The 15,657-nt window shown below is 37.6% G+C and carries 13 protein-coding genes; 3 read left to right on the forward strand and 10 right to left on the reverse strand.

Annotated elements, in window-relative coordinates:
• Nucleotides 1-11: 11 nt before the first annotated feature.
• The 3 genes from IGI78_RS15665 to IGI78_RS15675 all read right to left on the reverse strand — a co-directional run bounded on the left by IGI78_RS15665 (nucleotide 12) and on the right by IGI78_RS15675 (nucleotide 3,768).
• Nucleotides 12-530, reverse strand: coding sequence for an RNA polymerase sigma factor (locus IGI78_RS15665; RefSeq protein WP_005233050.1), 519 nt, complete (start codon nucleotides 528-530; stop codon nucleotides 12-14).
• A 36-nt stretch (nucleotides 531-566) separates the two neighbouring features.
• Nucleotides 567-1,964: a polysaccharide deacetylase family protein gene (locus IGI78_RS15670; RefSeq protein WP_195266332.1), complete on the reverse strand. Its 1,398-nt coding sequence runs from the start codon at nucleotides 1,962-1,964 to the stop codon at nucleotides 567-569.
• A 613-nt stretch (nucleotides 1,965-2,577) separates the two neighbouring features.
• A complete protein-coding gene (locus IGI78_RS15675; protein WP_430618140.1) occupies nucleotides 2,578-3,768 on the reverse strand; it encodes a WxL domain-containing protein in 1,191 nt (396 codons plus the stop codon).
• 174 nt (nucleotides 3,769-3,942) lie between these two features.
• Here IGI78_RS15675 and IGI78_RS15680 point away from each other — a divergent pair, with 174 nt between their 5' ends.
• The 3 genes from IGI78_RS15680 to IGI78_RS15690 are packed head-to-tail and all read left to right on the forward strand — an operon-like array spanning nucleotide 3,943 to nucleotide 5,881.
• Nucleotides 3,943-4,278 carry an ArsR/SmtB family transcription factor gene (locus tag IGI78_RS15680; RefSeq protein ID WP_430618142.1) on the forward strand — a complete coding sequence of 112 codons (336 nt, stop codon included), beginning with the start codon at nucleotides 3,943-3,945 and terminating at the stop codon, nucleotides 4,276-4,278.
• Nucleotides 4,275-4,967, forward strand: a complete 693-nt coding sequence (locus tag IGI78_RS15685; protein ID WP_195266338.1) for a type 1 glutamine amidotransferase domain-containing protein — start codon at nucleotides 4,275-4,277, stop codon at nucleotides 4,965-4,967. The genes IGI78_RS15680 and IGI78_RS15685 overlap by 4 nt, the downstream gene beginning before the upstream one ends.
• A complete protein-coding gene (locus IGI78_RS15690; RefSeq protein WP_195266339.1) occupies nucleotides 4,952-5,881 on the forward strand; it encodes an NAD-dependent epimerase/dehydratase family protein in 930 nt (309 codons plus the stop codon). Before IGI78_RS15685 ends, IGI78_RS15690 begins: the two co-directional genes overlap by 16 nt.
• A 506-nt stretch (nucleotides 5,882-6,387) precedes the next feature.
• Here IGI78_RS15690 and IGI78_RS15695 read toward each other — a convergent pair.
• The 7 genes from IGI78_RS15695 to IGI78_RS15725 all read right to left on the reverse strand — a co-directional run bounded on the left by IGI78_RS15695 (nucleotide 6,388) and on the right by IGI78_RS15725 (nucleotide 15,561).
• Nucleotides 6,388-7,257, reverse strand: coding sequence for an ROK family protein (locus IGI78_RS15695; protein WP_005230455.1), 870 nt, complete (start codon nucleotides 7,255-7,257; stop codon nucleotides 6,388-6,390).
• A 51-nt stretch (nucleotides 7,258-7,308) separates the two neighbouring features.
• Nucleotides 7,309-8,301, reverse strand: a complete 993-nt coding sequence (locus tag IGI78_RS15700) for a LacI family DNA-binding transcriptional regulator (RefSeq protein WP_008381799.1) — start codon at nucleotides 8,299-8,301, stop codon at nucleotides 7,309-7,311.
• 176 nt (nucleotides 8,302-8,477) lie between these two features.
• Nucleotides 8,478-9,962 carry a glycoside hydrolase family 32 protein gene (locus IGI78_RS15705; protein WP_195266341.1) on the reverse strand — a complete coding sequence of 495 codons (1,485 nt, stop codon included), beginning with the start codon at nucleotides 9,960-9,962 and terminating at the stop codon, nucleotides 8,478-8,480.
• A complete protein-coding gene (locus IGI78_RS15710) occupies nucleotides 9,963-11,570 on the reverse strand; it encodes an ABC transporter substrate-binding protein (RefSeq protein WP_195266343.1) in 1,608 nt (535 codons plus the stop codon). It lies immediately after the preceding gene.
• Between the two features lie 48 nt (nucleotides 11,571-11,618).
• Nucleotides 11,619-12,503, reverse strand: a complete 885-nt coding sequence (locus IGI78_RS15715; protein WP_005230433.1) for a carbohydrate ABC transporter permease — start codon at nucleotides 12,501-12,503, stop codon at nucleotides 11,619-11,621.
• Nucleotides 12,504-12,518: 15 nt separating this feature from the next.
• A complete protein-coding gene (locus tag IGI78_RS15720; RefSeq protein ID WP_005233042.1) occupies nucleotides 12,519-13,511 on the reverse strand; it encodes an ABC transporter permease in 993 nt (330 codons plus the stop codon).
• 862 nt (nucleotides 13,512-14,373) lie between these two features.
• Nucleotides 14,374-15,561: an MFS transporter gene (locus IGI78_RS15725; protein WP_195266345.1), complete on the reverse strand. Its 1,188-nt coding sequence runs from the start codon at nucleotides 15,559-15,561 to the stop codon at nucleotides 14,374-14,376.
• Nucleotides 15,562-15,657 lie beyond the last annotated feature (96 nt).

Consider the following 15,657-nt stretch of genomic DNA (forward strand, 5'->3'; position numbering starts at 1 on the left):
TCTTGTTTTTTCTAATTTAAAAGATGCTTAAATTGAACAAGAGAACGGTACATCTTCGTTTTCACCGTATTCTCATTTAAATTAAGTATTTGAGCAATTTCCTGCAAGGTAAATCCATCAAAATATTTTAAAATGATGATATCTCTTTCCGGACTAGGCGTTCTCTCTAGAATTTCCTTTAGTTCAAGAAATTCACTTTGATCGAAACGAAAATGACTTAGTTCTATAGTTTCTTCAAAGGCTAACCCAAATGGTCTTAGTCTCTTCACTCGCCATTGATCAATCGCGGTTCTTACTAAAATTTTATAGAACCATGCTTGAAAATTATCAATTTCTACTGTGTTTCTAAAGCTTTTTAACGCCTTTTGAAAGCTATCCTGCAGGACATCTAAAGCATCTTCATGATCATAAACATAACTGTAGGCAATTCGATACATTTGATCATATTTACCTTCTATCAGTTCTTCTAGTAGATGCTCATAATAGCGCACTTTTTTTGTTTGACTTCTATTCTTAAAAATAAAGATCACTCCTTCAACAACTCTCCAAGGGACTAGAAAAGACTGCTATTTAATTTCTCTTTGGTCAGCTAAACCAAAATACTGATTTAGTGGTTTTTGTCCATAAGAGAGCAATTCGCTTATAGTCACAAACTCATAGCCTCTTTTTCTTAGTTGACTTACCATTTCTGGAATGGATTCTACGGAACGTTCATGGATATCATGAATCAAAATGATTGATCCATTTTCTACAGTATCAATTACCTTATTTACAATCAAATCTTTATTTTTGACTTGCCAATCTTCAGAGTCTACATTCCATTGAATAATAGGCAATCCGATGGTTTTGGCAACGGCGCCGTTTACTGCTCCGTAAGGTGGTCGAAAGAGTTTTGGCAATACCCCTGTAGCATGAAATATTGCCTTATCAGTCTTCAGTACTTCTTCTTTGACTTTATCCAGAGTTACTTGAGTTAAGTCTGGGTGAGTGTATGAATGACTGCCAATTTCATGCCCCTCTCCCACTATTTTTTTCGCGACCTCTGGGTTCTTATCAACCATCTGACCTAAAACAAAAAAAGTCGCTTTTATCTTTTCTTTTTTTAACTCTCCTAGTAATTTTTTCGTAGACGTATCGTTAGGTCCATCATCAAAGGTGAGCGCGACATAGTTTTTTTTTTGGTCTAAGGATTTTTTTGGCAGATTATTATCAGAAACGATTGCTGGATCAATAAAAGGCAGAATTTTTTCAATGTCGACATTCATCTTTGTCAACCCTAAGACCTCTTTATCAAAAGCGATTTGTATTGAGTGGGGGAGAATGGTTATCTTACTATCCTTGCTTAAAAAGTCATATGTTAACACTTGATCTAATTCTTCCTCATCAATTGTTGATTTTAATTTAGTTCGAGTACTAAGTAGTTGTTCTTGTACAACTCTGTTTATCGCAAGCAAGTCTGATTCATCGTTGACAATATCTTTTAATCGAGGCTCATTTCGATTTTTGGATAAGAGTATTTCAGATAGTTCTTTTATTTCACCTAAATATTTCAAAGACTTTGTTTTATCATCCCAAATATATTCCTTTGTTACTAATTGTCGATTAATAAGGGCATCATTCACCTTTTCCTCATTGACATAGGAAAGCACCATTGACCGAGAATCCTTCAATTGTTTCGAAGCAACCTGAGTTTGAGCTTCCAATTGTTTTATAATATTTTTATTTTCAGTCGCAGAATAGTACAGGTAATATTTATTGTATTGATTATCGCCACTCTTTGATTCTTCAATCTGAGTGATATCACGATCAAAAAATGCAGTTTTAATTGTTTTTTCGACTTGCGTTTCAAAATTTGTTTGTTCTTCTCCATACACTTGACTCATTAGGTACTTATACGTGACACCCACTACTAACGTAAGAATCAATGCACAGAATATAGCTATTAACAATAATTTTTTTCTCATAGTATTTCCTCTCTTTCGTTGTTCTATAGGGTATGACGAAAGAACAGGTCAATTAGTTTCATTTATTAGCAAGTTTTTATCAATCGTGAACTTTCTTAATCGTGATTCCTTTATCTCCATAATATTGCTGTCTAAATTCATTAGCGAAAAATAGTAACTTCCAAATTATTCGTTTTTTCCTATCTTTTCCTTTAAGGTTTAGCTTTAACACAGACCTTTACGTTTTCCCTTAACTATGTCATTAGACAGTAGCGTTAGTTCTTAATCTTAATACTTGCGGAAAACAAAAAAAGGCTTCAAAAAATTTTTTTGAAGCCTTTTTTAAGATAATTTTTATTTATACAAACTCTATGACACATTGAATACGATAGAATTCTTCTTTTCTACACTTAGATCATAACCACAGATTTCTTTGAAATATGTCTTGATTTGTTTGATATTTCCTTTAACTATTGGTGGCATGACGCTTAGTTTCTCTTTTAATTCTTTGTTCGTCATGGCTTGACTTTCTTTTGAATGAACCAGGATCATACACGAACTATTCATCTTTTTACGAACCCATCTAGCGGTCTCAATAATAAATGGCAGAAAAAGGAAAAAAGAAATTTCTCTTTTAATTGTCAGGAATAGCATTCAATTCCCATATCAGGGTTGTGGAATAGCTTGTGGCTTCAGGATTTGAACCTTTCGGTACGTTGAGCGTAACACTTTCTCTTGCTGTATGCTCATCTCCAAAACGATAGATCCATGTGCCTGTTCCTTCAGTATCTTCCGCACGAATCAGCGCTCGCTTGTTTCCTGGTACCAACGTTAACGGGTTGGCTGTCTGTGAAGAAGGGGTATTGCCACCTTGAGCGGTCACTAATTGTTGATTTGAGAAAGTAATACTCGCACCTGTAAGCTGTTGATTTTTTAATCCTTCAAATTGTTTCGTCTGGGTAACCGATAGCTGCCAGCCGTTACGTTCAGTAGCTGACCGACGATCGCTGATCTGAATATAGTTAGGACGTTCTTCCATCTCATTTACAGTTCCGTCTTCATCCAATAAACGTTGTGGTTGCGCGTAATAGATTTGGTCATGAACTGAAATAGGTTGTGAGCCAAAGTTAAAGGAGGAAATGAAGTCAATACTCAGAAGCCCTTGATTTTCTGGCAGCTCTGGTTTATTTTCTGGGTTCACTTCTATTTCAGGATCCAATGGATCTACTGGTGGCATGGAGCCTTGTAAGATATAAACGAGCCAATAATTTTGTTGCTCTCGAGTAAATACTGTATTCAATAATTGATTGTCTCTTTCAAATAAAAACTTGTAGTTTTCTATTTCCTTAATCGTTACTTCTAGCTCCTCATTCACATAACCAATGATTGTATCAGATGGCGAAATAACTGTCCCGGCATCATCAATGTAATGAATTGTCACCTCGGACTCAGCACGATTAAAAAAGTAAGTAACATTCCGACGCTCAGTCTCTGGTTTTATGGTATTGTTTCTTTCATCGAAATAAAGTGCATCTGTCTCAACATGACTATAGTCATAACCAAGAAGGTACGGTTCATCATCAATCCCTGAATTTGGATTAAGAACTGCCTCTGATTTAAAAGGAATTTCTAACAATTGACTAGGTATTATTTCTTCATTTGTAGCTGCATCACGATAACTGACTTCAACTTCTCCTGTCCCTATTACATAGTCCATCTGTTCAAATACAAAGCTATGAACATTACATTGCATAACACAACAACAAAAAATGAGCAACACACGGCTATTAATCACTTCATAAAGAAATAAGATGCTTCTAAACACAAAAAAGGATCAAATGCTCTTATGCTTTTCCATTATTATCTATTTGCTTACAAAACATTCTAATCTCATTAGCGATGGTGAAGAAGAGGAATGCTCTCGAGCTTCTTTCATTGCAAAAATCTTCTCTCTATGGTTTAATGGTTTAAACTTTTAAACCATATAGGAGAGACAATTATGATAGATTATGCCAATCTGCAACAAGATTTTTCTGAATTAAGTGATTTTTTAATCGCGCTAGGTGACAAAAAAAGACAAGCTATCATCATTCGGTTGCTAGAAGCGGAAAATTGTGCTGGCTTACAGGTCACTTCCTTATTAGAGGCCACCAATTTATCTAGACCCGCCATTTCACATCATTTGAAAATCTTGAAAGAAGCCAAAATCGTGAATTTCAGACAAGAAGGAACAAAAAATTATTACTATCTCGATCACAAGCAAACAGAAATAAAGAAACTCCAATCTTTTTTGACGAAAGTCATTCACATTATGAACGCGAGGGACCAATCATGAAGAAAGTATTAGTTGTTGAAACAAACATTCAAAAATATGCTGGCACGAACGAAGCTACCGGACTTTGGTTAGGAGAAAGTGCCGAGTTTCTAGATGAAGTCTACCAACAAGGGATTGACGTTGATTTCGTAAGTCCATTGGGAGGCTTTGTTCCTCTAGATCCAAGAAGCATGAAATATATAGATCAAGCCATTATGAACATTTATCTGGAAGAAAATTTCATTCAGAACGGCTTGATTCACACGAAAAAAACCTCAGAGATAAATCCGAACGATTACCATGCGATTTATTTTACCGGAGGGCATGGTGTCATGTGGGATTTTCCTGATAATAAAGAGCTGCAAGAACTCGCTTTAGCCATTTATGAAAATAATGGGTATATTCTATCTGTTTGTCACGGAATCGCTGGTTTACTAAATATAAAAGATAGAGAAGGAAGCTTTTTGATTTCTGGGAAAAAAATCACTGGATTTACGAAAACAGAAGAATTTCTCGCCGGGAAAATGAACAAAGTTCCTTTCTTTAATCAAACCGCCGCAGAAGAACGAAACGCTCAATTCAAAAAAAGACGCTTTTATAAAGCATTTTCCCTAAAAGATGGACGGATTATCACTGGCCAAAATCCTTTTTCTGTACGTGCTGTAGCAAAACTATATCTTGAGGAGGTACAGTCATGCAAACAATTTTAGGAAGCAATGGACAAATCGGCTATGAACTAGCAAAAGAACTATACAAAAATTACACAAATGAGCTTCGGCTAGTTAGCCGGAAGCCTCAAAAAATCAATCCTACAGATCAGATCGTTTCCGCAGATTTGATGGACTTTTCGCAAACGAAAAAAGCGATTGAACATAGTGAGATTGTTTACTTCACTGTTGGGTTACCGATGGATGCTGGGCTGTGGGAAACCAATTTTATGAAAATCACAGAAAATGTCATCCGCGCTTGCCAAGAAGCACAGAGCAAACTGGTTTTTTTTGATAATACTTATATGTATCCAAAGGATCGTACGCCCCAAAAGGAAGACACGCCATTTTTTCCAGCAGGCAGGAAGTCCCTCGTACGCTCTAAAATGGCTCAATTGGTTTTATCCGAGATGGAAAGTGGCCGTTTAGATGCGGTGATTTGTCGAGCCCCCGAGTTTTACGGCCCTGGCAAGACCCAGAGCATTACTAATACACTTGTCTTAAACAATATAGTCCACAATGCTCCCATCAAAATACCTGTCAATAAGGACACCTTACGCACACTTATATGGACACCTGATGCTAGCCGGGCAATGGCCCTTATCGGAAATACGCCTAGTGCCTATGGCCAAACTTGGCATTTGCCCTGTGATACACCTCATAGTTTCCAAGACATGATCGATCTCGCCGAAAAAATTGAAGGCAAGCCATTGAAATACCGCGTCATTCCTTTGTGGCAATTTAAACTTGCTAAGCTATTCAGTAAAAACGCGCGCGAACTAAGTGAGTTATTACCTAGATACACGGTGGATAATCTTTTTGTCTCTGATAAATTCAAAAAGGCATTCCCTCATTTTAAGATCACAACGTTTGAAGAAGGCATTAGGCAGGTACTTGTTGAGAATAGGGCAGGATGACTGACAACACTTTATTAACCCCAATGAAGAGAATGACTGATGAGAAGCTACCCAGCTTTTAGTAAATCAAATTCAAAGGATGTTCGCGTTAGTAGAAAGTTGAATTAGATATACTTATTTTACCGTTAGCAAAACCGTTCATTACACCGTCACTATTATTAATAAAAAGGATATTCATCCCACCCAAACACAATTAGAACAGGAATATAGAAAGCCAATTAGGCGTAGGCCTAATTGGCTTTAATAAGACATTCTGTTTCCTTTTTCTTTGCTCGGGCTAATAGAAAAAAAACAAGCACTAAGAAGTAATTTTGAGGCAGCTAGACAACAATATAACTGAAGACGAGAACGAAAGAAAAAATTCTTATTTGCGACATTCGATTACGCAAAAAAATATATATGAACATCTATTATTAGCCATCCTTTTTTCTAGCTCTCATTTTAGTTAACCTTTTTATCTATCCTAACTGCTATAAAAACTCTCTCACACGTTCTTTAACATGCTGCTATTGTTCCAACTTCTTTATTGCTAAAGCTAAGCAGCCGATCAAACCTGCATCGTCAGCAAGCATTGGAGTTAGTAGGTATTCTTCGAGAGTGGGCGTATCCACGTAGGAACCCATTTTTTCTTTAAACGCTTGGCGAATCAACTCGAGTAGTTGCGGCTGTTTCATTACACCCCCGCCTAAAATTATTACTTCCGGTGCATATAGTAACGTTGTGTTATACACACACTGAGCAAGATAATCTGCCTCAATCGCCCAATAAGGATGATCAAATGAAATGGTCTGGGCTTTTCTTCCAAAGCGTTTTTCAATCGCGGGGCCTGAGGCTAACCCTTCCAAACAATCATGATGAAAAGGACAGATTCCTTCAAATTGATCTTCATTATGACGTTGTAAGAGCATATGTCCCATTTCAGGATGACTGAAACCTGTGACTATTTTTCCATCGACTACAGCACCACCACCAACACCAGTACCAACGGTGTAATAAAGAACACTATTTTTACCTTTTCCATACCCTGCCATATATTCTCCATAACAAGCAGCATTTACATCGGTAGTCCAATAGATGGGAACCGACAAGGCGTTTTCCAAAGCTCCGACAAAATGATAATTTTGCCAAGCTAACTTCGGGGTGTTGGTGATATATCCGTAAGTTCTTGATTCGATTTGAATATCAATTGGCCCAAATGCTCCTACACCAATTGATGCGATATTTCCTTTGTACTTATCAAAGAAATCAAACACTTGCTTCATCGTTTCTTCTGGTGTTGTGGTAGGAAAACTTTTCCGTTCTATCACTTGTAATTGTTCATTACCAATCCCACAGACAAACTTTGTTCCACCAGCTTCAATTCCACCATATAACATTTTATCTACACCTTTCATTCACTCATTTTCAAAAAAAGAAACGTATTTGCACTAAGCAAAATCGTTTCTCACTAAAGATTTCGTTGTTCCACCTTCACCAAATTCAATCGGCAATACGGTACGTTTTTCTACTGTCTCTCCATTAATGACAGCAATTAATTTTGCCACTGCCACTTCCGCCATTTGCTTTGTAGGTTGGGCAATTGTTGAGACGAGATAAGGGTCTCCTTCTGTCATCTTTTGACCATCAAATCCGATAACTTGGACATCCTCTGGTACGTTTTTCCCTATTTTTTCAAGCATACCAATGACAGCTAATGCCATCGGATCGTTGATCGTAAAAATCCCATCGATATCGGGATTCTCTAACAAAAAATTTGTTACACGTTCTGAGAGATGGTCTAAAGGTTCTAACATATCTAACGCTTTATAGGAAATCCCCAGTTGACGGCACTCGATCTCAAAATATTTTCGACGACTCTTCGTTTCATTCGGTGTTTCTTGGTACCCACCGATATATGCTACATTCTGACATCCTCGGCGATAAAGTTCATTTGCAGCCAAACGTCCACCGGCCGCATTGTCAGCGGTCACATAAATCACCTCTTCAGTGAAATAACGGTCAATACTAACAAAAGGCAGATTACTCGAAATGTATTCATCGATATCTGAATAAGTAATTCCAATGATGCCGTCTACTTTATTTTGGCTGACCATCTGGATATATTCTTGTTCTTTTTCACTATTACCACTGGAGTTACACAAATAAAGCTTGTAGTTTTGTCTTTCTAATGCTGTTTCTACATGGTAGGCAAATTCGCCAAAAAATGGATGCCATACAGTGGGTAGAATCAAAGCAACCGTGTTCGTATGCTTCATCTTTAACCCCCGGGCATAAAAATCTGGTTGATAGTTTAACTCTGTCATTGCTGCTTCAACTTTTTCTCTAGTAGAAGCTTTAACAGAACCGTTATTCAATACCCGGGAAACAGTTCCTACTCCGACACCTGCTAATTTTGCGACATCTTTCATTGTTGCTTTCATAGTTGATCCCTCACATTTCTGCACAAGTTTAGTATAATGAATTTTGTCATAAATTACTAATTTTTTCAAAATACTAATAGCAAAGCCGTGGGAAATCTAGCTATCTGTTCTTTTCTAAAAACATTATCCTTCAAAACCTATTAAGTAATTGATACATCGCCTAAGCAATCAAACATTTATTTCACACTCGCTGTTTCAAAAGCTTGAATACGACTTTCTCCAATCGAATGAAACAAGATATCTCGAGCTTTTTCTAGCTCATAGAAAGTAGCCGTCATAACTTCTAACCCATTAATAAAGACTTCAACTGATGAGGTATCTCTAAAAATCTCAAGAACGAGCTGATTATCAATCAAAGGTACTTCAACTTTTCGGACATTCAGAGGGTCTTCTTCCGCCCCTGTAAGCTCTCTTCCTAGTTTCTGACGATCCAATTCAAAAACCTGTGTAGCAGTGTCATAAGTTAATTTGAGACAATCCGTCTTAGACCTCAGTAATTCAATTGTAAAAACTTCAGCTTTCTCCAAATCTACGACTAGATGTAAATATGAAGAATCAGACAGCGCGTTTCGAAATACGACTGAGGTGTCAGTCACTGCAATATTTTCACTGCCTTGTTGATAAACTAAATGACTATATACAGTTGAGATGGGTTTTTGTACCAATCGATTTTTTTTCACTCTTAACTCTCGGGGCAAACTCATAGAGCCTGCCCAAAGATGGCCTAACTCATGTGTAGGCAATGTACGATCCCACATCTGCATCCAAGCAATCATCACCCGTCCACCATTAGGATCTGTTGTTGTTTGTGGTGCATAAAAATCCATTCCAAAATCCATTTCATGGAAATTATCAACTATCATCTGACCTGTTTCCCAGTCTACCTCACCAATACAAGCCATGGTAGAACTGATATTATGATATTCCAGTCCGTTCTTCTTGATTTGTATCGGTGACATGATTAAGACATCTCGTCCGTCTAAATGGAATAAGTCAGGACATTCCCACATTATTCCTTGCTCTGAAGTCCCTTCTAGCAACACAGAGTAAAAGTGCCAAGTATACAAATCTGATGATTGAAACATCACTATTCTACCAGTAGACTGTGTAGATTTAGTAGCTACTACCATATAGTAAGCATCGTTGTGAACAATTACTTTAGGATCACGAAATTCTTGTATCAGCCCATTCTCACCTAGCTGTTTTTCTGCTACCACAGGATTACCACTGTATTTGCTAAAATGAATACCATCTTCAGAGACCGCCAAACATTGATGCTGATGGCTAATACCATCAATTTCTTGACAGCCTGTATAAAATAAATATAGTTTTCCGTCTCTTTCAATTGCACTTCCTGAGAAACACCCGCCGCTGTCATAAGGTTGATCTGGGGCTAACGCTACTGGTAGATCTTCCCAATGGACCAAATCACTACTGCGCGCATGCCCCCAATGCATGGGCCCCCATCGACTATCGTAAGGATAGTATTGATAGAAGAGATGGTAATGCCCTTTGTAATATATAAACCCATTGGGGTCATTTATCCACCCGATGGGTGCGGAAAAATGATAGTTTTGTCGATACTGAGGGTTAACTTTTCCTCGCATCATTTCAATAAATCGATTTGCTTTATCCAAAATCGCCGTTTCTTCTACTAACACTTATTGTGCTCCCTTCAAAAAATTATCATAGCCAGTTTGTTTTATTTGAATCCATTCTTCCAAACCTACACGTTCCAATTCAGCAAGGTATTCTTCCCATTCTTCATCGATTTTACCGCCGGTGATCCACTCTGCTCTTTTGCGATAGATGTAATCCCACATATCTGTTTCAATTTTTGCTAATCGGTCTGTATCTTCTTTTTCTAAAAAGACACGTGGATAGATATTGTCTTCCGTAATATATGGCAAATACGTATCATGCATCAAATCTAAACGCCACTTCGCATCATCTGGCATAGTAGTGACTGTGTCGTAATAAGAATCAAGAACTGCTAATGGTCCTCCAGCTTCGGTTTTTTGTCTTAGTTCCCCCGGTGCTGTCCCCTCTAAAGGCAAATGTTTTAACATACCATCCTTTAATTCAAAAATATTGGCCTGTGCTTCATCACCGTAGGTTCCCCAGTTATTTTGGACAGACTGTAACGGTTCATACATTTTATCTATCCATCTAGCTGTAAGTTCCAAGTTTTTATTCGCACTAGTAATTACGAAACGATCTCTTGAGAAACCCATGCCATTCGTACGAGTAACGTGTTTCGTTCCATCTGGTCCCGCTAAGACTGGCAAGACGTCATAACTATCATCTGCACCCGTGATATTTGCTTTATCCCAAGTAAAGTACACGCCATACTTATGTTCTTTTCCTTTGGCAACATACGTATTCCAATCTTGTTCGAAAGCCTCTTTATCAATAAGACCTTTATTATTCATTTCATTGAAATATTTGATGGCTTCTTTATACCCTTCTTTGTTAGCAGTAAATTGTACCTGGCCATCGTTATCAACGACTAAGTGGTCATCATTATCACCTAGACCGAATGCCCCCATTAAAAATTTTAAGTCTTCATTTCCTCCATTGTTAATAAAGCTAAAAGGAATTTCATCTGCTTCACCATTACCATTTGGATCTTGCGTCTTGAAAGCCTCCAACACAGTCATCAACTGATCAGTGGTTTGCGGCATTTCAAGACCCAAATTATCCAACCACTCCTTGTTGATCCAAGCCATCCCATTTACTGTATGAATCGACTCTTTTCCTTCGCCTAATTCTTCAATCCAAGGCATAGAGTAAATGTGACCATCAGGTGCAGTAGACATTTGTCGGTATTCGGGGTTTTCATCAAAAATTTTCTTCAGATTTGGCATATATTCTTCGATCAAATCTTCAATCGGTACAATAACGCCACTTTCCGCCCAGTTTAATAAATCATAGTCACCTGCAGCGGCGTTGAAGATGGCATCTGGTAAATCACCACTAGCGATATCCAAATTTCTTTTTTCGGCAAAATCACTACTGTAGTTTGTCCAATCAATATGGAGATTGGTCTCTTCTTCTAACCGTTGGAAAATCAATTTGTCATTAGGATCATTGGGAGCCAAAGGGGCACTTTGAGACATCATTTTTAAAGATACTTTTTCTTTCAATGGAAAAGAGACATTTTCTAGTTCATAATCAGGGCTTGATGTACTCTTTTCTTTTGAGCCTCCACAAGCCCCCAAAATTAGTACGGAAGTAAAAACGATTGGCAGCATCCATTTTGCTTTCATCTTAAAATCTCCTTTATAATTTTTATTCATACAAATAGTGAACAATACTTACCCTTTAACGGAACCAACTAAAACACCTTTATCAAAATATTTTTGGAAGAAAGGATACATTATGATTAATGGCAGACTAGAAATGACGATCGTTGCGTATTTAATCAACTCAGCAATTTGTTTCATTTCTGCCATGGCTGTATTGGCTCCCACCATGTCTTGTGAGGGCTGGTTTTGGATCAAAATATTTCTTAATACGAGTTGCAACGGCTGTAAGTCGGGATCTTTGATGTAAATCATGGCGTCAAAGTATGAATTCCATTGTCCAACAAAGGCATATAGAAACAACACGAACATAATTGGTTTAGCTAATGGAAGCATGACTTTGAACAGTATTTGCAAGTCATTGGCGCCATCGATAGTAGCAGCTTCAGAAAGTTCTTTTGGCAAAGCACTAAAATAGGTACGCGCTAAGATAATATTCCACACATTTATAGCACCTGGTACGATAATCGCCCATACACTATCTAACATGCCCAAGTTCTTTACCAATAAATAGGTAGGTATCAAGCCGCCACCAACGAACATTGTAATGACAAAAAAAGTCATAATAATCTTTTTCCCAGCCAAGTTAGGTCGAGACAAAGGATACGCAGTGATCATCGTAATAAATACAGTCAATAAGCTGAAGCTAAAAGAGTAAAACAACGAATTTACAAAACCGCGTAAAATGGAATCATCTGCAAATACCCGTTGATATCCTTGTATTGTCCAATCTTTCGGATTGAAGCTTATACCTTTATTGATCAAAGTAGCTGGGTCCATAAAAGAAGCTACCAGTACATAAATCAGCGGAACAATGGTAATGACGACCAAAAAAGTTACAATCACTCGATTCAGCCATAAGATTTGACGGTCGATTTTTGATAAAGCACTATTCATAATTTTCTCCTTTCATTACAAGCCTTGACCATCGTTTAGCCGCTTGGTTATATTGTTGACAATCAGTAATAAAACGACATTAATAATCATATTGAACAGACCAACAGCAGCAGAGTAGGCATAATCACCTGATTGCAAGCCGACTTTGTATACATAAGTGGAAATGATTTCTGAGGCAGGGATGTTCATTGAAGTTTGCATCAAGTAGGCTTTTTCATATCCTACATTCATAATACCGCCGGCGGCCAAGATGAAGCTGATCACCATCACAGGCCTCAATGCAGGCAAATCGATATGCCAAATCTTTTGTAAAATATTTGCCCCATCGATATTTGCTGCCTCATATAAATCGGTACTGACTCCCGCCAGCGTCGCGGTGTAAAGAATGGATGACCAGCCGATTCCTTGCCAAATTCCCGATAAAATATAAATCGTTCTGAAATAAGCTGGATTAGACATGAACATAATTGGTTGCCCCGTAACCTTTTCTACTAACCCGTTAATAGGTCCATTTGCGGATAGGAACAAAAACAGCATCCCCACGATAATAACTACTGAGATAAAATTCGGCGCATATAGAATCAACTGGATTTTCTGTTTTATTTTTTTATTGATAATTTGATTCAAGCTCAGTGCTAAAATAATTGGTGGAAAAAAACCTAACAATAAACCATAAATGCTAATTTTTAATGTGTTGCTCAGCAAAAGCGTAAAATTTGGTGAACTAATAAATTCCCTAAAGTGATCAAGTCCTACCCAAGGACTTTCCAAAATTCCTAGCATAGGATTATAGTCTTTAAATGCAATCACAGCACCGTACATTGGCACATACTTAAAGATAAACGTCATGATGATACCTGGTAAGAGCAACAAGTACATCCACTTATCACGCCGCAACTGTTTCTTTAATTTTTCCCACTTCGAGATATTTTTTTTATCCCGTTGTACCGCCCTTATCTCACCACCTGGTCCCAATGTCTTTTCCAATTCGATCTCCTCCCAATACATTTTAGAAACGTTTCCATTTTTGTTTAAAAAAATAAAAATTTAACAAAGATGCATTTTTGGAAACGTTCCCACTATTTTCGTTTATAGATTACCATAGCCATTTTTTTAAGTCAATATTTTTTTGTAATTATTCTTTCACCCACACTAAGCTTCCTTCAATTCATTTATGGTTTTCGAAAATTGTTAAAAAATAAGGATCTCGATTATTTCATTAATCCTATTTTTTCTCTACTTTTCTAGCATTCTTCTTTTATGAGTTTACTTATCACAACTTGCATTCCCTAATCTATTTTCTAACAATCATTCACTGTTTAACCGTTCCAATCGGAAGATTATCTAGTTAATTATTTAAAAATAGCTCGGATTCACATTTATTTTTTGCTTTTTAACTAACTAAAAGCGAAAAGATAAGAGTTAGATATGTAAATGTATATAAGGTTAAGAGCTGTTAGATGAGCTTTTTAGGGGAATCTTGGAAAATTAAAGATATTCAAAAAAATTGTGAATTTACTCCAAATCAATACAAAGCTTTTTTTTCAATTAATCAAGTTTTATATAGAGATGCTTGCGCTTTCCTCCTATAGCAGCCCCATACTTAGTCAATCTCAACATTCAGCCACGAAATGCTTTTGCATATGAATGATCTGTGATTAGCTACCGATCAAATCTACAATAATCATTGTATTCTCGATGTAAGAGCGTTTAGATCACCACACAAAAAGCTAGTCAGGGACTGTTCCTAACTAGCTGTATCTGCTTTTTCATCTTCCTATGCCATTATCAAAGTAAACTATTAAAGCTAGTTTCATCTTATAAAATCCTCGTAAAAAAGATGTTCTCTTGACTACTATCTCTCTTACTTTTAACTGATTTTAAGCTTCCCTGCAATCAGCCCCACTAGAAGCAATAAACTGCCGGAAAGAACAAACACCCACCGTACATCAAAAACATCTGCTACCTGTCCCATCAACAATGTGAATAAAGCAAAAACACCGGAATTTAAGATGCCTGAGGCAGCGTAGATGGCAACCAATCGATCGGCTGCTACTTTTTGTTGGATTAATGAGGCTTGTGGAATATTTTTGATCTGGGAAAAAAGCCCGATTAAAACGGATAATCCCAGAATCAAAAAGCGGTCGCCTGATAGGGCAACGGCAACGGTGATCAGTCCGCCTAAGACAGCGCCCATTACAATCGCTGTTCGTTTGTTTTTATCAAACCGCTCGGAAAATCGCATCACCAACGCACTTCCTAGCAACGCGCCAACAAAATAAGTGGCGTTGATATAGCCCCACCAAGCATCAGGTGCCTGCATCACTTCTCGAACGAATACTAACACAATTGCGGACACCCAGGCTGTATTGGCGATACTTTCCAGCATGTCCATACCAACGATCACCCGAACCAGAGGATCTTTCATAATCCAGCGCCAGCCAATAAACAACTGGTGTCCTAATGGCTGCTTTTCGTTTTTTTCTCGAGTCGTTCTAGGCAAAAACGCTAATACTATCGAGGCACTTAGAAACAAAAAGCTGTCTAATAAAACTAACTGATGAACAAAAAATACCCGCAGCAAGGAGGTTCCGATCGCCCAGCTGCCGATGTTGACTGTTTGAAGCATCGAATTGAATATTCCATTGGCTTTGACGAGGCGATGCTTTTCCACATATTTCGGGATCAAGGCACGGCTAATTGGTTCTGAACAGCCGTCCAAAAACGAAATCAATGCGACAAGGCAATAGAAAACCAATAGATTCATCGTTTCAGCTTTCAGATAGAGATACGCGGTCATAAAAAAGAGTAAGGCTGTTTTGCACATCTGGCTGACCTTCAGCACTTGTTCTAAGCGAAAATAACTCGTGATGACCGGTGAGAGAAAGCCGGAAATGACACCACCTCCTGTTACTAGCACTGGGACAAGCGCCGCTGCCAAAGCAGAGTCCGTCCAGCTAAAAATAGAACTGATAATTGCCACAATAAAAATGGTATCCCCGACATTCGCCACTGTTTGGCCAATGATCAATTGAGTAAATCCCTGATTCTTCTTCATTTGTTTTCCACCTTTACTTAGAAATAACGATTGCTCGTTTTTCTAGTTATTGATCGCCATTTGCTAAGTAAAGGATTTTATTTTGTCTGATTCATT

This window comes from Enterococcus sp. DIV1767 (genome assembly GCF_050542585.1).
Taxonomy (GTDB): Bacteria; Bacillota; Bacilli; order Lactobacillales; family Enterococcaceae; genus Enterococcus_D; species Enterococcus_D innesii.

Excerpts from the sequence above, each read along its gene's own strand:
- IGI78_RS15670 (WP_195266332.1), bottom strand. The coding sequence starts at position 1,964 with ATGAGAAAAAAATTATTGTTAATAGCTATATTCTGTGCATTGATTCTT.
- IGI78_RS15680 (WP_430618142.1), top strand. The coding sequence starts at position 3,943 with ATGATAGATTATGCCAATCTGCAACAAGATTTTTCTGAATTAAGTGAT.
- IGI78_RS15685 (WP_195266338.1), top strand. The coding sequence starts at position 4,275 with ATGAAGAAAGTATTAGTTGTTGAAACAAACATTCAAAAATATGCTGGC.
- IGI78_RS15690 (WP_195266339.1), top strand. The coding sequence starts at position 4,952 with ATGCAAACAATTTTAGGAAGCAATGGACAAATCGGCTATGAACTAGCA.
- IGI78_RS15695 (WP_005230455.1), bottom strand. The coding sequence starts at position 7,257 with ATGTTATATGGTGGAATTGAAGCTGGTGGAACAAAGTTTGTCTGTGGG.
- IGI78_RS15700 (WP_008381799.1), bottom strand. The coding sequence starts at position 8,301 with ATGAAAGCAACAATGAAAGATGTCGCAAAATTAGCAGGTGTCGGAGTA.
- IGI78_RS15710 (WP_195266343.1), bottom strand. The coding sequence starts at position 11,570 with ATGAAAGCAAAATGGATGCTGCCAATCGTTTTTACTTCCGTACTAATT.
- IGI78_RS15715 (WP_005230433.1), bottom strand. The coding sequence starts at position 12,503 with ATGAATAGTGCTTTATCAAAAATCGACCGTCAAATCTTATGGCTGAAT.
- IGI78_RS15720 (WP_005233042.1), bottom strand. The coding sequence starts at position 13,511 with ATGTATTGGGAGGAGATCGAATTGGAAAAGACATTGGGACCAGGTGGT.
- IGI78_RS15725 (WP_195266345.1), bottom strand. The coding sequence starts at position 15,561 with ATGAAGAAGAATCAGGGATTTACTCAATTGATCATTGGCCAAACAGTG.